Genomic DNA, 19,492 nt, shown 5'->3' with positions numbered 1-19,492 from the left:
GCCAACTACACCAGCAGCATGGACGTGCACTACACCTCCGGTGTCTATAACAAGGCGTTCTGCACCCTGGCCAAGAAGTCCGGCTGGGATACCAAGAAGGCCTTCCAGGTGTTTGCCCGTGCCAATGCCAACTACTGGACGGCCAGCAGCACCTTCAACCAGGGCGCATGCGGCGTGGAAACGGCGGCCACCGACTTGGGTTACACCAAGGCCGATGTCACCAGCGCGTTCAGCGCGGTGGGGGTGTCCTGCTCGGGCGGCGGCGGTGGCGGCGGTGGCGGCGGTGGTGGCACCACCACCGGTGGCCCGCTGACCAAGGGCACCACGGTGTCCGGCATCAGCGCGGCAACCGGCAGCGATGTGGTCTACACGCTGGCCGTGCCGGCGGGTGCCACCAACCTGACCTTCAACATGTCGGGCGGCACTGGTGATGCCGACATGTATGTCAAGGCGGGCAGCACCCCGACCGACAGCAGCTACGACTGCCGTCCGTACAAGTCCGGCAATGCCGAGAGCTGCACCATCGCCAGCCCCACGGCCGGCACCTACTACGTGCGGTTGAAGGCCTACTCGGCATTCTCCGGTGTCAGCCTGGTGGGTGACTACACCGCCGGCAGTGGTGGCGGCGGCGGTGGCAGCTCCTCGGTCAACCTGCCGACCGTCAGCACCGGCAACTGGTCTTCGACCTACACCGAGGCCGTGGCTGCCGGGCAAACCGTGACGATCTCGATCGCCGGCGGCACCGGTGACGCCGACCTGTACGTGCGCGCGGGTTCCGCGCCGACGACCTCCAGCTACACCTGCCGTCCGTACAAGACCGGCAACAGCGAGACCTGCACCCTGACCCCGAGCACCGCCACCACCTACTACATCAAGGTGCGCGCGTATTCGACCTTCTCGGGCGTGGTGCTGTCTTCGGGCACCAACTGATCCAATTCTCAAGCAAACGTGTTGATCTTCAACCCCGGCTTCGGCCGGGGTTCTTTTTTGGGCGTATGCCGCGTGCAGTCACTGAATGATCCCGCCAGTTGGCGGGATCATGTGTTGCGGCAGCGGTGCTTAGCCCAATGCTTCGAAACGGTTGGCGTCCACATTCTTGCGCACGTTCAGTGGATCCCAGATGCGCCCGTTCATGGCGATATACACGCCACGGGGAAGTGATTGCACGGCGCCAATCGCGCAGCCGATGTTGAACTCGGCATCTGACCCGCGAAAGCGCGCCGGGCTGAGTGCACCGGTCATCACGATGGTCTTGTCGGGAATGCTTTGCAGCACTTTGCCGGTGGCCACCATCGAATCGGTACCGTGGGTCACCAACACATGCCGGGTGGGTTGCGCGGCAATCGTGGCGCGAATCAATTCGCGGTCGGCGTCGTTGATGTGCAGCGAATCCTTGCGCAGGATTGGGATCACATTGAAGCGAAACGTCACGCCCAGCTCGCGCAGAATCATGCCGATTTGCGGGTCACCGATTTGATAGTCCGACTTGTCGTCGAAATAGATCTTGTCGATGGTGCCGCCGGTGGTGACGATCAGTAAATTGTCCATGTGCCTATTTTCCACCAAAACAGGCGCACTTACAGCAACGGAAATGCCTGTTCAAGTAGTGCCAATAATGGGTTGAGCAAGGCACCATAGGCCAATGCTCGGCTGGCAGCGCGGAGTGGTTGCCGCACCTGCGCGGCGCTGGCGGTGCGCACGCTGCGAGGACTTTGATGGAAGGCTAGGCACGCCGGATCAAAAGTCAGCCCGCAATGCGTCAATAGTGCGCGGATCTGCGCTTCTGGTGCATCCAGCAGGGCTTCGTAATGATGCAAATGGATGCGGGTCGGGTCGCGTTCGCGATAGCGCTCCATCGCATGCTGGCAGCGTTGCATGTAAGTTGCGATATCGGCCAGGGTGTTGGCGAAATGTGGCTGGCTGTAGAACTGTTGCTTGAAGCACGACCACGCGGTTTCCAGCGGGTCGCGGCGTGTCTCGATCACCGTGGCACCGGGGAGCATGGCACGCAGGATGCCGGCGTGCTTCCAGTTGTCCGGTTGCTTGTCGGTCATGCGCGGGCGATGTTTGCGCCAGCGTACAGTACGCTGCAGGTAGGCCTGGCCAAGGCGCTGCCAATCCTGCGCACTGGCTTGCGGCACCCATTGCGGGTACGGCATGCCGCGCCGCTGTGATTCTTGTTGCAGCACGATGCCTAAATCCGGCAGTTCACTGGCCCCTTCCACATCAGGGTGTGCAGCGAGGATTTGCTCGAACAAGGTCGAGCCCGAGCGGGGTAGCCCGACGATGAAAATGACCTCCTCGCCCAAGCGCGGATCCACCGGTGCGGGCAGCTGTTGGCTGACGGCCAAGGCCTGCTCCACAAAGCGCGTGAAGGCGCCTGCGCTCCACGGTGTCAGCCGATGTTGCAGCGCGTTCGCCGCGGAAAATGCGGCCAGTGCGGCGCTGTGCTGGCCCCGGTCTTCTTCCAATTTACCCAGCGCATGCCCCATCGCAACTTTGTCGGTATCGGCACTCTCACGCCGCTGCAATTGCGTGCGCAGGGCGCTGGCATCGGTCTCGGTCAGTGCCACGGTCTTGATGTTGGACAGCCCCCGCCACGCATCGCCAGAGGCCGGATGCAAAGCCAGCGCGGCACGATAGTGCTGTGCCGCCTCGTCAAAGCGGCCAGCATGCACCAATGCATCGCCCAGCAAAATCCTGGGCGGCAGGGCTTGCGGGGCCAGTGCAACGCCTTGGCTGAGGGCGGCAATCGCGGCGTTTGTATCGCCCAGTTGCTGATGATTGCGGCCCAGGTTGAACCACGCCATCGCATGTTTGGGGTCTAGGGTAGTGGCGTGTTGCCAACTGGCCAGGGCGGCGTCGATATCGCCCAATGCTGCCTGCGCGCTACCCAGGTCGCTATGCAATTGGGCATCGTCGGGGCGGAGATGGAGTGCCTGCTGCAGGCTGGCTTGGGCCAGCGCCGCACGCCGGGTTTGCAATTGCACGATGGCCAGATAGCGCAGTGGCTCGGGATGTGTGGGGGCTTGCTGGCAGGCTTGCAAAAGTAAGCCCTCGGCGCGGCGCGGGTCGCCATCGCGTAGGGCACGTGCGCCGGCATGCACGGTTGCGACGACGGTTTGGGCCAGCCCGGTCATGCGGGGATCGGTGCTCATTGTTGCTCTTGGCGTTTGGTGCGACGGGCGCGATAGCCGGGGAGACAGGCGGCGTGGATGACCACCAACGCAAGCAGAGTTTCGGTGGCGGCCCAGCCGCGCGCTGCGGGATCTGCCCATAGCAGCATCACTCCATGGCTAAACCACAGCAGGGCAAAGACCGAGGCGATAAAACCGATGCGCGGCCATGTGCGCAGTGCGCCGATGGCCAGCAACGCGGGGGGGGCCGCAAACGCCAGTAACCCGGCAAGGGGGTGTGGATGTTGCAGCGCCCACGCAACGTACACGCCCGCCAGTACCAATAATGCCGTTGCCAGATAACGGGTGGGATTCATGCGTGCAGCCGCTTGGCAAGCGTAGCCACCCGGCGCCCCAGCGCGCGTGCAAGCTGGGCTTCGTCATCGCTCAATTCGGGATCATCGGCAACGCCCGCCACATGGCTGGCACCATACGGGGTGCCGCCACTGCGGGTGGTATTGAGCGCGCTTTCGGTAAACGGAATGCCAGCAATCACGCAGCCGTGGTGCAGCAATGGCACCAGCATGGTCAGCAGGGTGGATTCCTGCCCGCCGTGCATGGTGGCGGTGGAGGTAAAGGCGGCTGCAGGCTTGCCCACCAGCGTGCCGCTGGCCCATTCCGCACCCAAGGTGTCCAAAAAATGCTTCATCGGCGCGGCCATATTGCCAAACCGCGTTGGGCTGCCCAATAGCAAGCCGGCGCAGTCGGCGAGGTCGCGCTTTTCAACATACGGCGCACCGTCTTCGGGTTCGGGCGGGGTGGCGGTTTGGGTGACGGGTGCCACCGGGGGCAGGCTGCGTAGGCGGGCCTGCATGCCCTCCACCTCGCCAATGCCGCGCGCAATCTGGCGCGCCAACCGCGCCACTGAGCCACCACGGCTGTAGTACAGCACCAAAATTTCGGACATGCGCCTGTCACTGTGCGGGGAAGAGGGAAGCATAGGCGATGCAGCGTGCCTGCGGCATCGGTTACGCTGTCAACAATGGAGCCTTTGGATTCGCTATACCGATGGAGTGAGCGCCTGCGCGATCCGGCGCGAGCCGGCAGCTTTGGCCGTTTTGTCCTGCGTCGGTTTTTAGACGACCGCTTGTTTGAATCGGCGGGTGCGCTGTCTTACACCACCGCGTTTGCATTAGCGCCATTGGCAATGGTTGTGTTTGGGGTGCTGTCTGCGTTCCCAATGTTCGATGCGTGGAGCGACCAACTTACCGCGTATATCCTGGCTAATTTTGTGCCACGTGCGGCGCAGGCTATTTCGAGCTATCTGACCGATTTTTCTGCCAATACCAGCAAGCTGACCACCGCCGGCGCGTTGGCGTTGATCATCTCGTTGCTGGTCACCCTCAATAGCGTGGAAGCCATTTTCAACCGCATCTGGCGGGTGCCCACGGCGCGGCCGAAGATCGGCCGTTTTTTGGTGTACTGGACGGTGTTGACCTTGGGTACCTTGGTGGCGGCCACCAGTCTGGCCTTGTCCACGCGCCTGTTTGCATTGGCGATTTTTGAAACTTTGGCTGGGCGCTGGCTGGAGGCCTTGATCCTGCGCGTAGCGCCGATGGTGATTGAATTGATTGCGTTTGCAGCGGTATTCAAGTTGGTGCCGCATCGCACCGTGCAATGGCGGCATGCGTTCGCAGGTGGCTTGTTGTCGATGTTGGTGTTTGAAGGGGTGAAGTCGGGGCTGGGGCTGTATCTGGGCAGTTTTGATTCCTACCAGAAAATTTATGGCGCGGTGGCCTTGATTCCCATCGTCATGTTGTGGATCTACCTCAGTTGGGTCTCGGTTCTATTGGGTGCTTCGTTTGCCTCATCGATGTCGGCATATCGCTACCAACCCAAAGCCTTGCGATTACCGCATGGGCATGAATTGTTTGGTCTGCTGCGCATGCTGGGACGTTTTCAGCAGGCCCGCAGCAGCGGCAAGGGTTTGTCAGCCGAGCAGTTGCGGCAGCTGGAACCCAGTTTGACCGACAGCATGGTGCAAGACCTGCTGGGCAAGATGATGCATATCCACGTTGTGCAGCGCACCGAAAGTGGGCATTGGTTGCTGGCGCGCGACTTGCAAGATGTGTGTTTGGCGGAGCTTTACGAAACCGCGCAATTACGCATTCCGCTATCTGAAACCACACCCCCAACGACCGGGGATAACACGGCGGATGCCTTGGGCAACGCCGTTGCGGCAACGATGACAGACTTGCGCACGCCGTTGTTGGCCATGTTGCAAGAGCCGGTTGCCAGTGTGTATGCAGGGGTCTGGGAGGAATGAAGATGCTCGATTTGCGTAGCGCTGCGACTGCACTGCCACTGGTATTGCTGATGAGTGCCTGTCAGCCGCAGCCGCCCGCGCCGGTCGCGCCCCCCCCTAACGCACCCGCCCCGGCGGCAGGCGCAACACCCCCTGCAAACCCGCAGCAACCCACGTTGCAAGTCAAGACGCTGGACGGCGCAACATGGACACTGGCGCAGCAACGTGGCAAATGGGTGATCGTCAATTATTGGGCGACGTGGTGTGGCCCTTGCCTGCAGGAAATGCCGGAACTCTCGGCATTGGCGGCGTTGCGGCCACACATCTCGGTGATTGGTTTGGCCTATGAGGACACCACCGTTGAGGCGTTGCGCACCTTCATGGCGGCGCGTCCGGTGACCTATCCAATTGCACGGATCGACATCTACACACCGCCCCAAGATTTTGGCGCACCGCGTGGCTTGCCCACCAGTTGGCTGATTCGGCCAGATGGCCGTTTGGCGCGCAAATACACCGGCCCGGTCACGGCCAGTATGCTGGAGCAGGACATTGCCAGCTTTGGTGGGCCTGCTGCCCAGTGATGTAGGGGGTGTTTCCCGCGGCTGCTGTCCTGTGATGAGGGCCTATCCCGTTTTACTGAAGGACGGCAGTGGGGGGGGTCGTGAAGGCAGGGCAGGCGTGGTCAGCCTGAGGATGCACATTCACCGCAGGGGGCGGATCCGGACAGGGCATGGTGGGTACGTTCATTGCTGAGCTCAAGCGTCGTAATGTCTTGCGCGCGATGGTGTTATACATCGGCGCGGTATGGGCATTGGCGCAAGGCATTGCGCAAATCGGGCCGGAAGTGGGTGCCCCTGAGGCTACGACCCGTTGGTTTTTGATTGCAAGCGCCATTGGCTTCCCGCTGTGGGTCGCGTTTTCTTGGTTTTTCGAGCTGACCTCAGAAGGCATCAAGCGCGAAAGCGAGATCGCTCCAGAGGCGCGCGCCAACCAATCGCATCGCAAAACCGACTTGATCATCATCGGGGTGCTGGCCATCGCGGTGGTGTTGCTGCTCACCGATCGGCTGATCGAGCACAAACCTGAAGCGCGCACGCCGATAGCCGCATCGGCCAGCGATAACTCCATCGCGGTGCTGCCGTTCGACAACGAAAGCGGCGATAAAGAGCAGCAATATTTTTCCGACGGTTTGTCGGAAGGCTTCATCATCGCGCTTTCACGGCTGCAAGGGATGCGCGTGATTGGGCGCAATTCCTCGTTCCAGTTCCGCGACAGCAAGGACGACAGTCAAGCCATTGCCAGCAAGCTGGGCGTGGCGCATTTGTTGGAAGGCAGTGTGCGGCGTGCGGGCAATACCGTGCGTATCAGTGCCAGCCTGATCAAAGCCGCCGATGGCAGCACGCTGTGGGCAGAAAGTTATGATCGCCCCTATACCGACTTGTTCAAGCTGCAAGACCAAATCGTGGGGCAGGTGGCGCAGGCCTTGCAGGCAAAATTACAGCCGGCCCCCGTGCAAGCGCAGCAGGGCGACCGCCCGCCCAGCGGCAATTTGGAGGCCTACAACCTGTATTTGAAGGCGCATTCCAGCGGCGATACCGAAGCGGCGGTGCGCCTGTACGACGCGGCCCTCCGGCTGGACCCCAATTATGGGCTGGCCTATGCGATGAAGGCGCGCACCTTGATCGATGCGGTGTCGGGCGGGTTGACCGGCAAACAGGCCGATGATTTTTTTGCCGAGGCCGATGCCGCGGTGAGCAAGGCGATGCAATTGGCACCCGCTTTAGCCGCCCCGCATGTGGCGCGTGGCTGGTTGCTGATGTTGCGGGATTTCAACTGGAAGGACGGTGAGGCCGAGCTGCGCAAAGCGGTGGCCTTGGCCCCGGAAGATGGCGATGCGCTGTATCAATTGGGGGTGGCACGCGCCAGTCAGGGGGATTTGACGCAGGCAGTGGAGCTGACCCGGCGTGCGATCAAGCTTGACCCCATGAATGCCAATTGGTATCGCTGGCTGGTGGCGTATCTGATGCCGCTGGGGCGGCTGGATGAGGCCCACCATGCCATTACCAAGGCGATCGAGCTAGAGCCTAGCGCGATCTACAACCATCACCTGCTCGCCATGATCGAGGTGCTGCGTAAAGATCCGCAGGCAGCACAAGCCGCCGCAAAGGCCGAGCCTGCCGGCCCGTGGCAGGATTTTGCCTTGGCGCTGGCAGCGCAGATTGGTACCGACCGCGCCGAGGCCGATGCACGGTTGCAGGCAGGCATCCAGCAGCATGCCGAAGGTTGGGCGTTCCAGATTGCGCAGGTGTATGCGGTGCGTGGTGAGCCGGATGCAATGTTCAAGTGGTTGGAACAAGCATGGAATGCGCGCGACCCGGGCATGCAAGCCTTGTTGTATGACGCGATGCTGTTGCGCTATCGCAACGATCCGCGCTATGCCGCCTTGGTCAAACAAGTGGGCTTGCCGTGGCCACCGGTGGTCGTGGCACCGGCCGCTGTGGTCAAACCTTGAGCGTGGGGATGGGTTGCAGCACGTTGTAGTGCTCGCGCAGTGGCTTGCCTGGCAACGGTGGCAGGGTCATGTCAGGGGCATCAATACGGGTGTCGGGAAGCCGATCCAGTAAATCTTGGATCAAGGTCAGCCGGCCTAATTTTTGATCATTGAAATCCACCAAGGTCCACGGTGCATGCGCCGTGTGGGTAGCTTTCAGCATGGCTTCGCGGGCATCGGTATAGGCGCGGTAGCGGCTACGCGCTTCCAAGTCGATGGGTGAGAGTTTCCAGCCTTTGAGCGGGTCTTGCCGGCGGTCGGCAAACCGCTTTTCCTGTTTTGCTTGGTCGCAGCACAGCCAGTATTTGAACAATAAGATGCCGTCATCGATCAATTGTTTTTCAAATGCCGGGGTGGCGTTGAGAAAGGCCGCCACTTGCGCATCGCTGGCAAAACCCATCACCTTTTCAACCCCGGCGCGGTTGTACCAACTACGGTCGAACAAGACAATTTCCCCTGCGGCCGGCAGGTGCGCCGCATAACGCTGGAAGTACCACTGACTGGCTTCACGCTCGCTGGGTTTTGGCAGCGCAACAACCCGGCATTGGCGTGGGTTGATGTGTTCGTGTATGGCTTGAATTACGCCGCCTTTACCGGCGGTGTCGCGGCCCTCAAACACCACCACCAAGCGGCGACCGCTGTGCTGCAACCAGCGTGCGGCGTTGGCTAGTTGAACCTGAAGCGGTTCTAACAAGGCGTCGTACTGGGCGCGTTTGAGCTTGCTCATGCCGGTTTCCGCCGGCGTACGACAGGTGGTGCAGGTTGCATGCTGCGTGCCACTTCCAGCAGTGCGCCTTGCTGGCGGGTATTGAGGCTGCGGTAAGCAGCAAGCAGTGCATGCTCGCCCTTGCTGCGTGCAGGGTCGAGGGTGGTGGCGATTTCCGCCAGCAGCGCACCGGCGGGCACGCCAAAGGTGCGCGCCAGTGCGTCGATTTGCTCTTTGCCGGGGACCTTGTCGCCTTTCAGCCAGGCATTGACGGTGTTGATGCCGGCCTTGGGAATGGCGGTAGCAAGGTCGGTGACGGTCAGGCCGCTGGCCTTGCTGAGTAACCGCAGAGTGGCGTCGATCGACATCCTAAGAATCCTTGTGAAGCCGTGGTGGGTCGAGTGTAGAACGCCGCCGCACACGCTGCACGAGTTGCACGCTGTGTCAGCCCCGCTTAGTGCAGGCCCGGTTCAAAACGGAGCGAATACCACTGCGTGGCGTCTTCGCGCCAGCCGGCGGCGCGATACAGGGCGCGTGCGGCGGTGTTGTCGGTGTTGGTTTCCAATGCGATACCAACGGCACCGTCGGTTTTGGCAAAGTCGGCGGCGGCTTGCAGCAATTGCCGGGCGATACCCTTGCGACGCGCGCCGGCATCCACATACAAATCATTGAGGATCCACGTCTTCGCCGTGCGCACCGATGAAAACATCGGGTACAGCTGGACAAAGCCCACTGCATTGGCTGCTTGGTGTGCCAGTAGCACCATGGATTCGCCAAACCGTAGCCGTTCACGCAGCCATTTGCGGCCGCGTTCGATATCGGAGGGCTGGCCGTAAAACTGGCGGTAGGCATCAAACAGTTGTGCAAGCGCATCCAGGTCGGCCGGGCCGGCGCGGGAAATCGTGATCATCAAGGTCATCCTTCGCGCGCCAGTTGTGCCAGCGCTTCGGCGTGTTGTTCTTGTTGCAGGCGGGTGATCAATGGCGTCAGTGCGCCTTCGATGATGTGGGGCAGGTCGTACAGGGTCAGACCTTCCACGCGGTGGTCGGTGATGCGGCCCTGCGGGAAGTTGTAAGTACGGATGCGTTGGCTACGGTCGCCACTGCCGACCTGCAATTTGCGCTCGGCCGCGGTGGCGGCGGCGCGTTTTTCGATCTCGGCTTCCACCAGCATTGCCTGCAGGCGTTTCATCGCCTTGTCGCGGTTGGCGTGCTGGCTGCGCTCGGTTTGCGATTCCACCACCACGCCGGTGGGGACGTGGGTGATGCGAATGGCCGACTCGGTTTTGTTGACGTGTTGCCCGCCGGCACCGGATGAGCGGAAGGTATCCACCTTCAAATCCGCAGGGTTGATCACCATGGTGCTGTCCTCGCCGGCCTCCAGCGCAATGATGGCTACCGTGGCGGCGGAGGTATGGATGCGGCCTTGCGATTCGGTGGCGGGCACGCGCTGCACGCGGTGGGTGCCGGATTCGTATTTCAATTTGGCATACGCGCCCGCGCCTTCCACCCGCGCCACGACTTCCTTGTAGCCGCCGTGTTCGCCGGGGTTGGCTGATTCCACCTCGATCCGCCAGCCCTGGGTTTCGGCATAGCGGGTGTACATGCGAAACAAATCGCCGGCAAAAATCGCGGCTTCATCACCGCCAGCGCCAGCGCGGACTTCCAGATACAAACCGCCATCGTCACGCGCGTCTTTCGGGATCAATTGCGCCAATAATTCGCCTTCCAATGTAGCAAGACGGGCATTGGTGGTGTCGATTTCATCCTCGGCCAACGCCCGCAGTTCCGGGTCATTGCGCATGGCTTGCGCGGTCGCCAGATCCGCACGTGCTTGGGCTTCAGCGGCCAAGGCATCGGCCACCGGCTGCAAGCTGGAAAATTCACGCGAAAGATTGCGAAAGCGGGTCTGGTCGGCGGCCACGGCTGGGTCGGCAAGCAAACGTTCTACTTCTTCGCGGCGTTCTAGCAGCGCTTCCAATTTGCGGCGCAGGGCAGGGGTCATGCGTCGTGATGGCCTGTGTCGGTGCTGGGAAATAATTTTTCCGCAGCGCGGGTGATGTCGGTGTCGCCGCTGCGGGCGGCTTCGCGCAGGACCACCGTGGGGGCGTGTAATAAGCGATTGGTCAAGGTGTGTGCCAAGAGTTCCAGTGCTTGTTCGGCGGGCATGCCGGTGGCGAGGTGTTGCTTGGCTTTGGCCAACGCCTCGGCGCGCGCCGCTTCGCCGTGGGCGCGCAGTTGCAACAGGGATTGCTGGCGGCTGCCGGCCTGCCATTGTTCGATGAAGCGCGCCGTTTGGATTTCGATGATGGCCTCGGCCTGTTGTGCGGCTTCGCGGCGGCTGCGGCGGTTGTCCTCGATCGCGCGTTCCAGATCATCGACGGTATACAAAAACACATCGCGTAGGCCCGAGACATCGCTGGCGATATCGCGCGGCACCGCTAAATCCAGCAACAACATCGGTCGATGTTTGCGCAGACGCAGTGCGTGTTCCACCTGCTGGCGATGCAATACGGGCACACGCGCCGCAGTGGCAGAAATCACCACATCGGCTTCGGCCAGATGCTTATCCAACTCAGCCAGCGGCAAGGCGATGCCGCCGTGACGGCTGGCAAGCGCTTGCGCGTGCGCCAAGGTGCGATTGGCGATGAGGAGCCGTTGCACCTTGGCATCCACCAAATGCCGTGCCGCCAACTCGATGGTTTCACCCGCACCAATCAGCAGCACCGTGGAGGTGTCCGGGCGGGCAAAATTTTCTTGCGCCAAGCGCACCGCAACGGAAGCAACGGAGACTGGATTGGCGCCGATTTGGGTGTCGGTACGCGCGCGTTTGGCGGTAGCAAAGGCGTGCTGAAACAAACGATCCAGCTGCCCACCCAGGGCACCGGCCTCGCGTGATGCACCCCACGCCTGCTTGACTTGGCCGAGGATCTGCGGTTCGCCCAGCACCAGTGAATCCAGCCCACTGGCCACGCGAAACAGATGCCGCACCGCATCGACGTCGTGATGACGGTACAAATAGGCGTGCAGATCGCTGCCGGCATCAGGGTGCGCGGCCAGCCATTCGGCCAAATTGTGCCCGTCGCCGTCGGCATGCGCATACAGTTCTGTGCGGTTGCAGGTGGACAGCAGCACCGCCTCGTGAACATCGGGCAAGGCCCGCAACGATGCCAGCGCCGGTGCCAGTGCGTCATTGGCGAACGCCACCTTTTCGCGCAGGGCAACCGGCGCGGTTTGATGGTTGATGCCGAGGACGTACAAGCTCATGGGGTGGTGAAGAGTGATGGCGAGGCGAGAGATGGGGGCGGATTCATTCAGGCACCTGCGCTAAGCTGCGGGCCAGACCCACCATTGTACCGGCCCATTCCATGCCCATCCTGCAACACCTTGGCCTGCGTGCGGTATTGTTCGCCGCGGCCCTTACCGCTAGCTTGCCGATGGTGGCGGCAACACCAGCAACGCCGCCAACACTGGCGGCGGCACCGGTGGATCCGCTACAGGCCAGTTTGGCTGGCGAATTTGCCTTGCAAAGCGGGCAATTGTCGGATGCCGCCCGCCACTACCTGGATGCCGCCCGCGCCGCGCAAGACCCAGTGTTGGCCGAACGCGCCACCCGTATCGCGCTGTTGGCAGACAACGATGCGCTGGCCCGGCAGGCGTATGCCATGTGGCAAGCATTGGCGCCGCAGACCAGTCTTTCCGGGCATATGGTGGCGGCTAGCTTGGCCTTGCGCAGCGGGCAAAAACGCCAAGCCCAGCGCGAATTGGACGCGCTACTGGCGACACCCAATGGCTGGCGCGCCGGGCTGGCCGCGCTGACCGGTGCGGTGGGCAAGCAGCCGGATTTGGTGATCCAACTGCTGGGCGAGGTCATCAAGCAGGGCGGCTTGCCCAATGACTTGCAGGCATGGCTCAGCGTGGGCGGGCTGGCGCAACGGTTGGAACGGCCAAAATTGGTGGATGCAGTGATCCAGCAAGTAGTGGCGCGGTTCCCGGCGGAGCCCAAAGTGGCGCTGCTGCGGGCGCAGCTACTGCGTGAAGCCGGCAAGCCCGAGCAAGCCCGCGCAGTCTTGGTCAACCTCGAAGATGCCGCCAAGCAGGTTGCCAGTTTGCGCTGGGCATTGGCGGGTGAATATGCGGCCCTGGGCGATACCAGCAAAGCCGCGCAAGTGCTGGCGCAAGGGGCTCAGGACGATGCCAGTTACGCACAACGCGCGGCGCTATTGGATGCAGCCAAAGACAAAGTCGGCTTGGCCGCGTTGTATGCAGAAGTGCGGCAAGGGGCCACCGAGCCCAGTCCGTCACGACGTCTGCTGCTGGGGCAATTGGCCGAATCGCTGGAACGCTACGACGAGGCCTTGAGCTGGTACGCCAATGTGCCCGGCCAGCAAGCGCAGGGCGTGGCGCGGATGCGTACCGCCAGTGTGTTACATGCCATGCAGCGTAAGCCACAGGCCTTTGATGTCTTGCACGCAGTACAGGCGGATGCGGCGCTGCGCGAGGAAGATCGTCGCGATGGCTATCTGCTCGAGGCCGAGCTGCGACAAAAAGACAAAGATGCCAGTGCCGAACGCGATGCCTATGCGCGTGGATTGGCGGCATTGCCCGACAATCTGGAGCTGCTGTATGCGCGGGCGCTGATGTGGGAGCGCGTGGATGACATCGGTAAAGCCGAAGCCGATTTACGCCGCATCTTGGTGATATCGCCAGACAATGTGGCCGCGCTGAACGCCTTGGGCTACACCTTGGCCGATCGCACCCAGCGCTATCGCGAAGCCTTGGAATTGATCGACCGCGCGCGGGTTGCCGACCCCAGCAACGCCGCCATCATCGACAGCTACGGCTGGGTGTTATTCCGGTTGGGCAAGGCACGCGAGGCGCTCCCGCACTTGCGCCGCGCGTACGCATTGCAAAAAGACCCCGACATCGCCAGCCATCTGGGGCAAGTGCTGTGGGTGCTGGGGCAAAAAGATGAAGCGCGCAAATATTTTGACGCTGCGCGCAAGCTTGACCCCGAGAGCCGCGCGCTGCAACGCGCCCTGCACGAGGTGGGCGCGTGAGGCATGGCGTGTATGCAGCCTTGTTGGTGTTCACGTTGAGCGGTTGCCAGACCCTGCAACTGCCGCCTGCGCCGGTGCCAAGCAGCGCTGCTGCGCAGACCGCACAGCAGCAACGTCGTCATGCCTTGGGTTTGGATGCCGGCGATTGCCTGCAACCGGGTTGGGCCATGGCGGGGCGCATGGCGATCAGCAATGGCAAGGATGCCGGCAGCGGGCGGTTTGAGTGGACGCAGGGCGCAGGCCAACTGCATCTGCAACTCACAGCGCCCATCACCGCCCAAACATGGGTATTGGAATCTGACGCCAACGGCGCGCGCCTAGACGGTTTGGCCGGTGGCACGCGGCGTGGTCAAGATGCCGCCACGCTGCTGCACGAGGCCACGGGCTGGGATATTCCGGTGGCAGCATTGGGCTGCTGGATGCGCGCAGTGGCGGCGCATGATGCAGCACTGGGGCGTGCGCAGATTCAATTTGATGCGCAGCAATTGCCGCAGCGGATCGAGCAGGGTGGTTGGCAGATCGACTACAGCCGTTGGCAGCCGGACCCTTTCACTGGTTTGTTGATGCCCTCGCGCATCGACGCCCAGCGCGGCAACAGCCGTGTGCGCCTGGTGGTGGATCGCTGGGGGCTGGAGTGAACCTATTCCCGACGGATGCAGGCTGGCGTGCATGGCCGGCCCCCGCCAAGCTCAACCTGTTTTTGCGCATCATCGGCCGCCGCGCGGATGGCTATCACCACTTGCAGACCGTGTTTCGGCTGCTGGATTGGGGGGATACCGTGTATCTGCGCCCGCGCAGCGATGGCGTGATTGCCCGCATTGGTGCCGGCGCGGCGGGTGTAGCGGCACCCGACGACTTAATGGTACGTGCGGCAAAATTACTGCAACAGGCCGCCAATTGCAGCCAAGGTGCTGGCATTGGTATTGAAAAGCGCATTCCGATGGGGGGTGGTTTTGGTGGTGGTTCGTCCGATGCGGCAACCGTGCTGGTGGTGCTCAATCGGCTATGGGGCCTGCACTGGGAGGCGTCGCAGCTGGCAGCTCTGGGGCTGCGCTTGGGTGCCGATGTGCCGGTTTTCATCCATGGGCACACTGCGTGGGCCGAAGGTGTGGGTGAGCAACTCACGCCGCTGGCATTGCCGCCTGCATGGTATGTGCTGGTCGATCCCGGGGTGCATGCGGCGACCGCTGCATTATTTCAATCACGGGAATTGACTCGCGACGCAAGTCCCGCGACAATAGCGGGCTTCCTGTCAGGGAACGTGCTCGAAAATGCGTTCGAGCCGGTACTACGTCACCGTGAGCCCGCCGTCGAGGCGACGTTCGCCGTGTTGTCCAGCATCGGCGTTCCGCGCTTGACGGGTTCCGGTAGCGGTTGTTTCGTCGAATTCGCCACGCGCGAATCTGCCGAGACAGCGATCGCAGCCTTGCCAGCCGGCATTCATGCATGGCTGGTGTGCGGTGCAGACAGGTCGCCACTGCTGGATGCGGTGGAACAATTTAGCTAGGGGCGTCGCCAAGCGGTTAAGGCACCAGGTTTTGATCCTGGCATGCGTAGGTTCGAATCCTTCCGCCCCTGCCATCTCATTGCAAATCTCCAATCCGGCCACCGACATGCAACAAGACGAACCGAATCTTCTGATTTTTTCGGGGAACGCCAATCGTCCGCTGGCCGATGCCGTGTGCCGCGAATTGGGTGTGCGCCCGGGCAAAGCGCTCATCAGCCGCTTTTCTGATGGCGAGGTGCAAGTCGAGATCGAAGAAAGCGTGCGCCGGCAAGAGTGCTACGTCATTCAGCCCACCAATGCGCCCACCGCAGAAAATTTCATGGAATTGCTGGTGTTGATCGACGCGCTCAAACGCGCATCGGCGGGCAGTGTGACGGCGGTGGTGCCGTATTTCGGCTATGCCCGCCAAGACCGCCGTCCGCGCTCGGCGCGTGTGCCGATTACCGCCAAAGTGGCGGCAAAAATGTTCAGCGCAGTCGATACCGACCGCGTGCTCACCGTGGATTTGCATGCCGACCAAATCCAAGGGTTTTTTGATATCCCGGTGGACAATGTGTATGCCTCGCCGCTGTTGCTGGCCGACATCTGGCGAACCCATGGCACCGACAATGTCATCGTGGTGTCGCCCGACGTGGGTGGCGTGGTGCGCGCACGTGCGATTGCCAAACGTTTGGATGATGCCGACTTGGCTATCATCGACAAACGTCGCCCCAAAGCCAATGTCGCCACGGTGATGAATATCATCGGCGATGTCGCTGGCAAAACCTGTGTGCTGGTGGATGACATCGTGGATACCGCCGGCACCCTGTGCGCCGCCGCCAATGCGCTGAAAGAGCGCGGCGCGGTGAAGGTGGTGGCGTATTGCGTACATCCGGTGCTGTCGGGCGCGGCAATCGACAATCTGAATAAATCGTCACTGGATGAGCTGGTTGTCACCGACACCATCCCGCTGTCGCCGGCGGCCCAGGCGTGCAGTAAAATTCGCCAGCTCAGCGTTGCTGAATTGCTGGCTGAAACCATCCGCCGCATGGCGTTTGGTGAGTCGGTCAGCTCGCTGTACGTCGATTGATATGAAATCCTGTGCCGCCGGTTCGCCGGTGGCGCCCCCACTCATCTGGTCGCGGATGAGTGTCATCGCCGCCGCGAGGCGGCTTCATTGCAATAGAAGTGAGTCTTCATCATGTCTGAACACACCATCAAGGCCGTGAGCCGCAATGCCGAAGGGAAGGGTGCGAGCCGCCGCCTACGTCATGCCGCCCAACTGCCCGCCATCGTTTACGGTGGCACTGCCGCCCCACAATCCATCCAGATCGAGCACGAAGCCATCTGGTTGGCCAGTCAGCACGAGTGGTTCTACTCGTCGCTGCTGAACCTCGACATCGACGGCAAAGTCGAGCAAGTGCTGCTGCGTGATATGCAGCGCCATCCGTTCAAGCAGCTGATCATGCATCTGGACTTCCAGCGCGTGGATGCCAACCAAGCCCTGCGTACCAAGGTGCAGCTGCACTTCTTGAACCAGGACATCTCGCCAGCCGGCAAGACCGGTGGCGTGGTGGTAATGCACGAGCTGACCGAAGTGGAAATCAGCTGCTTGCCGAAGGATCTGCCGGCTGCAATCGAAGTCGATCTGACCAACTTGGCGGTCGGCGGCGTGGTGCATTTGTCGGATCTGAAGCTGCCGGCGGGCGTTGAGCTGCCAGCACTGAAGTTGGGCAAAGAGCACGATGTTGCTGTCGTGGTGGCCAAGCACGGCAAGGAAGAAGCCGAAGCTGCGGGTGCACCGGCAGCGGCCGAAGTGCCGGCCACCAAGGCGTCCAAGAAGGACGCCAAGTAATCGTTCTGGCACATCCTGCCTGCGCATGCCGGCAGGATGATGTTGTTGCGATTTCTGGATATGGCGGGCATTCGCCTCATCGTTGGGCTGGGGAACCCCGGCACCGAATACACCCGAACCCGGCACAACGCCGGGTTCTGGTTTATTGACGCGCTGGCGTTGGATGCCGGCGTGCGCTTTGGTCTGGAAAGCAAGTTATTTGGCGAAACCGCCAAGCTGGTGATTGCCGGTCAACCGGTCTGGCTGTTGAAGCCGGCCACCTTCATGAACGCCAGCGGCAAGTCGATCACTGCCGCATTGCGCTACTGGAAAATCGAACCCGAAGAGATGTTGGTCGTACACGACGAATTGGATCTGTCGCCGGGGACGGCGCGGCTCAAATTTGATGGCGGCCACGGCGGCCAAAACGGCCTGCGCGATACCATTCGTCTGCTGGGTCACGGCAAGTTCCATCGTTTGCGTATTGGCATCGGCCACCCAGGGCACCGCGATCAAGTGACACCGTGGGTATTGGGGCGGCCCGGGCGTGACGACGAAGCTGCCATCTTGCACGCCATCGGGGATGCAGCTGAGGTGCTGCCGCTGGTGCAACAGGGCAATTTTGCCGATGCGATGACGCGGCTGCACACGCCGCGCACGCCATAATTTCATCATCGCGCGGGTACTGTGCCAGCGCGACAACGGAGCATTACCCACCATGGGCATCAAATGCGGCATCGTCGGTCTGCCAAATGTCGGCAAATCCACTCTATTCAATGCACTGACCAAGGCCGGCATTGCTGCGGCCAACTTCCCGTTCTGCACCATCGAGCCGAATGTCGGCGTGGTGCCGGTGCCCGATCCGCGCCTGCTTGCGCTCAGCGAGATCGTCAAACCGCAAAAATGCATCCCCACTGCGGTTGAATTTGTCGACATTGCAGGCTTGGTGGCGGGTGCAGCCAGCGGTGAAGGTTTGGGCAACAAATTTTTGGCGCACATCCGCGAAGTCGATGCAATCACCCATGTGGTGCGTTGCTTTGAAAATGACGATGTCATCCACGTCAACAACAAAATTGACCCACTGGCCGACATCGAAACCATCGACACCGAATTGGCGCTGGCCGACCTGGAATCCGTGGACAAAGCCATCGCCCGCTTCGAGCGCGTGGCCAAGGGTGGCGACAAGGATGCCAAAGCCAAAATCGCCGTGTTGGCCAAGCTGCGGGCCGCGCTGGACGTGGGCAAAGCAGCGCGAACCGTGGCATTGGATGACGAAGAAAAGCTGGTTATCCGTGATCTGTTCTTGCTCACCCTGAAGCCGGTGATGTACGTTGCCAACGTGCAGGAAGATGGCTTCACCAACAATCCGCATTTGGATGCAGTGCGTGCGCACGCGCACACCGAGGGTGCGCAAGTGGTGCCGGTGTGTGCGGCCATCGAGGAAGAGTTGAGTCAGCTGGAGGATGCGGATCGGGATGCATTCTTGGCGGATTTGGGGCTGGACGAGCCGGGCTTGAACCGGGTCATTCGCGCAGCCTATTTACTGCTGGGTTTGCAGACGTATTTCACCGCTGGGGTCAAGGAAGTGCGCGCGTGGACGGTCAAGGCCGGTTCCACGGCACCGCAAGCCGCCGCCGTCATCCATACCGATTTCGAAAAAGGCTTTATTCGCGCCGAAACCATCGGCTATGACGATTACATCAAGTACCGCGGCGAAGCCGGTGCGCGTGATGCCGGCCGCTTACGCTTGGAAGGGAAGGAATATCGCGTGCAAGAAGGCGATGTCCTGCATTTCCGCTTCAACGTCTGACCGCCGTACCCAGCTGCGCTGCCACTGGCGCTCGCGCACAGACAAGAATTTTTAGGGAATTTGCAGATACCCGTTGACAGGTTGGCAAGTGCCCGCCAAAATAACGGGCTCTTTGAGGGGGTTCATTCCTTCAGTAGAAATCGGAGGGATACCCAAGCGGCCAACGGGGGCAGACTGTAAATCTGCTGGCTTACGCCTTCGGTGGTTCGAATCCACCTCCCTCCACCACGATTGTCAAAGCGTCATAAGCGTCAAAGTTCTACAAATTTGTTTTATTGGATCCAAAATCACTCGCCTTACCAGCGGGCGATGTAGCAAAACAGGTCTCCCGGTGCGGGAGTAGTTCAATGGTAGAACTGTAGCCTTCCAAGCTACTAGCGCGGGTTCGATTCCCGTCTCCCGCTCCACCATTGCATTACAATGTACGACCTGCTTCGAAAATCTGCTCACGTAGCTCAGTCGGTAGAGCACCTCCTTGGTAAGGAGGAGGTCGATGGTTCGATTCCATTCGTGAGCACCATCTTTAGTAATTTCACGCCTGCTTGGCAGGCAAATCCAACGAGACGCAGCCATGGCAAAGGGTAAGTTCGAGCGCACCAAGCCCCACGTGAACGTGGGTACGATC

At 61.4% G+C, this 19,492-nt stretch carries 20 protein-coding genes and 4 tRNA genes; 15 read left to right on the top strand and 9 right to left on the bottom strand.

All coding sequences use genetic code 11. The features are described 5' to 3' along the window. A partial coding sequence (locus tag PK789_RS01065; RefSeq protein ID WP_324306486.1) for a pre-peptidase C-terminal domain-containing protein occupies nucleotides 1-930 on the top strand: 930 nt, incomplete at its 5' end. 129 nt (nucleotides 931-1,059) lie between these two features. Here PK789_RS01065 and PK789_RS01060 read toward each other — a convergent pair. Genes PK789_RS01060 through wrbA form a run of 4 tightly spaced genes read right to left on the bottom strand, consistent with a single transcriptional unit; the run spans nucleotide 1,060 to nucleotide 4,083 of the window. Further along, the gene (locus PK789_RS01060) at nucleotides 1,060-1,548 is read right to left on the bottom strand and encodes an asparaginase domain-containing protein (protein ID WP_324306485.1); all 489 of its coding nucleotides are present in this window, start codon (nucleotides 1,546-1,548) and stop codon (nucleotides 1,060-1,062) included. Between the two features lie 29 nt (nucleotides 1,549-1,577). Beyond that, the gene (locus PK789_RS01055) at nucleotides 1,578-3,158 is read right to left on the bottom strand and encodes a tetratricopeptide repeat-containing sulfotransferase family protein (protein WP_324306484.1); all 1,581 of its coding nucleotides are present in this window, start codon (nucleotides 3,156-3,158) and stop codon (nucleotides 1,578-1,580) included. Continuing rightward, nucleotides 3,155-3,493, bottom strand: coding sequence for a DUF2069 domain-containing protein (locus PK789_RS01050; RefSeq protein WP_324306483.1), 339 nt, complete (start codon nucleotides 3,491-3,493; stop codon nucleotides 3,155-3,157). Before PK789_RS01050 ends, PK789_RS01055 begins: the two co-directional genes overlap by 4 nt. After that, entirely contained in the window at nucleotides 3,490-4,083 is a 594-nt protein-coding gene (gene wrbA / locus PK789_RS01045) for an NAD(P)H:quinone oxidoreductase (RefSeq protein WP_324306482.1), read from the bottom strand. The genes PK789_RS01050 and wrbA overlap by 4 nt, the downstream gene beginning before the upstream one ends. A 75-nt stretch (nucleotides 4,084-4,158) precedes the next feature. On the opposite strand from wrbA, the gene PK789_RS01040 reads away from it, so the two are divergent. The 3 genes from PK789_RS01040 (at nucleotide 4,159) to PK789_RS01030 (ending at nucleotide 7,933) form a co-directional block, all read left to right on the top strand. Next, nucleotides 4,159-5,442 carry a YihY family inner membrane protein gene (locus PK789_RS01040; RefSeq protein WP_324306481.1) on the top strand — a complete coding sequence of 428 codons (1,284 nt, stop codon included), beginning with the start codon at nucleotides 4,159-4,161 and terminating at the stop codon, nucleotides 5,440-5,442. After that, entirely contained in the window at nucleotides 5,439-6,002 is a 564-nt protein-coding gene (locus tag PK789_RS01035) for a TlpA family protein disulfide reductase (RefSeq protein WP_324306480.1), read from the top strand. Before PK789_RS01040 ends, PK789_RS01035 begins: the two co-directional genes overlap by 4 nt. Before the next feature lie 149 nt (nucleotides 6,003-6,151). Further along, nucleotides 6,152-7,933, top strand: coding sequence for a tetratricopeptide repeat protein (locus PK789_RS01030; RefSeq protein WP_324306479.1), 1,782 nt, complete (start codon nucleotides 6,152-6,154; stop codon nucleotides 7,931-7,933). Here the strand turns inward: PK789_RS01030 and ppk2 are convergent. The 5 genes from ppk2 to hemA all read right to left on the bottom strand — a co-directional run bounded on the left by ppk2 (nucleotide 7,923) and on the right by hemA (nucleotide 11,944). Beyond that, complete coding sequence (ppk2, locus tag PK789_RS01025; RefSeq protein ID WP_324306478.1) at nucleotides 7,923-8,699, bottom strand: polyphosphate kinase 2; 777 nt, start codon at nucleotides 8,697-8,699, stop codon at nucleotides 7,923-7,925. The two genes, PK789_RS01030 and ppk2, sit on opposite strands and share 11 nt — an antisense overlap. Continuing rightward, nucleotides 8,696-9,046 (bottom strand): helix-turn-helix domain-containing protein, encoded by a 351-nt coding sequence (locus tag PK789_RS01020; protein ID WP_324306477.1) that lies wholly within the window; start codon nucleotides 9,044-9,046, stop codon nucleotides 8,696-8,698. Before PK789_RS01020 ends, ppk2 begins: the two co-directional genes overlap by 4 nt. An 86-nt stretch (nucleotides 9,047-9,132) precedes the next feature. Next, nucleotides 9,133-9,588 carry a GNAT family N-acetyltransferase gene (locus tag PK789_RS01015; protein ID WP_324306476.1) on the bottom strand — a complete coding sequence of 152 codons (456 nt, stop codon included), beginning with the start codon at nucleotides 9,586-9,588 and terminating at the stop codon, nucleotides 9,133-9,135. Between the two features lie 5 nt (nucleotides 9,589-9,593). Further along, entirely contained in the window at nucleotides 9,594-10,682 is a 1,089-nt protein-coding gene (gene prfA, locus PK789_RS01010) for a peptide chain release factor 1 (RefSeq protein ID WP_324306475.1), read from the bottom strand. Next, complete coding sequence (gene hemA, locus PK789_RS01005) at nucleotides 10,679-11,944, bottom strand: glutamyl-tRNA reductase (RefSeq protein ID WP_324306474.1); 1,266 nt, start codon at nucleotides 11,942-11,944, stop codon at nucleotides 10,679-10,681. The genes prfA and hemA overlap by 4 nt, the downstream gene beginning before the upstream one ends. 101 nt (nucleotides 11,945-12,045) lie before the next feature. On the opposite strand from hemA, the gene PK789_RS01000 reads away from it, so the two are divergent. The 11 genes from PK789_RS01000 to PK789_RS00950 all read left to right on the top strand — a co-directional run bounded on the left by PK789_RS01000 (nucleotide 12,046) and on the right by PK789_RS00950 (nucleotide 19,387). Next, nucleotides 12,046-13,737 (top strand): tetratricopeptide repeat protein, encoded by a 1,692-nt coding sequence (locus PK789_RS01000; protein ID WP_324306473.1) that lies wholly within the window; start codon nucleotides 12,046-12,048, stop codon nucleotides 13,735-13,737. Between the two features lie 26 nt (nucleotides 13,738-13,763). Continuing rightward, a complete protein-coding gene (lolB, locus tag PK789_RS00995) occupies nucleotides 13,764-14,375 on the top strand; it encodes a lipoprotein insertase outer membrane protein LolB (protein WP_324306472.1) in 612 nt (203 codons plus the stop codon). Then, complete coding sequence (gene ispE, locus PK789_RS00990; protein WP_324306471.1) at nucleotides 14,372-15,244, top strand: 4-(cytidine 5'-diphospho)-2-C-methyl-D-erythritol kinase; 873 nt, start codon at nucleotides 14,372-14,374, stop codon at nucleotides 15,242-15,244. Before lolB ends, ispE begins: the two co-directional genes overlap by 4 nt. Next, nucleotides 15,243-15,318, top strand: a tRNA-Gln gene (locus PK789_RS00985). The genes ispE and PK789_RS00985 overlap by 2 nt, the downstream gene beginning before the upstream one ends. Nucleotides 15,319-15,350: 32 nt before the next feature. Then, nucleotides 15,351-16,313, top strand: a complete 963-nt coding sequence (locus tag PK789_RS00980; RefSeq protein ID WP_324306470.1) for a ribose-phosphate diphosphokinase — start codon at nucleotides 15,351-15,353, stop codon at nucleotides 16,311-16,313. 108 nt (nucleotides 16,314-16,421) lie between these two features. Beyond that, a complete protein-coding gene (locus tag PK789_RS00975) occupies nucleotides 16,422-17,078 on the top strand; it encodes a 50S ribosomal protein L25/general stress protein Ctc (protein ID WP_503011861.1) in 657 nt (218 codons plus the stop codon). Nucleotides 17,079-17,138: 60 nt separating this feature from the next. Then, on the top strand, nucleotides 17,139-17,723 hold the full coding sequence (gene pth / locus PK789_RS00970) for an aminoacyl-tRNA hydrolase (RefSeq protein ID WP_324306533.1): 585 nt from the start codon (nucleotides 17,139-17,141) through the stop codon (nucleotides 17,721-17,723). A 52-nt stretch (nucleotides 17,724-17,775) separates the two neighbouring features. Then, the gene (gene ychF, locus PK789_RS00965) at nucleotides 17,776-18,867 is read left to right on the top strand and encodes a redox-regulated ATPase YchF (RefSeq protein ID WP_324306468.1); all 1,092 of its coding nucleotides are present in this window, start codon (nucleotides 17,776-17,778) and stop codon (nucleotides 18,865-18,867) included. Between the two features lie 142 nt (nucleotides 18,868-19,009). Then, nucleotides 19,010-19,095: transfer RNA gene (locus PK789_RS00960), tRNA-Tyr, on the top strand. Between the two features lie 105 nt (nucleotides 19,096-19,200). Then, a tRNA-Gly gene (locus tag PK789_RS00955) sits at nucleotides 19,201-19,274 on the top strand. Between the two features lie 37 nt (nucleotides 19,275-19,311). After that, nucleotides 19,312-19,387: transfer RNA gene (locus PK789_RS00950), tRNA-Thr, on the top strand. The last annotated feature ends 105 nt before the right edge of the window (nucleotides 19,388-19,492 follow it).

The sequence above is a fragment of the Thermomonas sp. genome (genome assembly GCF_035369645.1).
Classification (GTDB): Bacteria; Pseudomonadota; Gammaproteobacteria; order Xanthomonadales; family Xanthomonadaceae; genus Thermomonas.
Note: the sequence above shows the minus strand (reverse complement) of the source record. Positions and strands in the feature narration are given on the sequence as shown.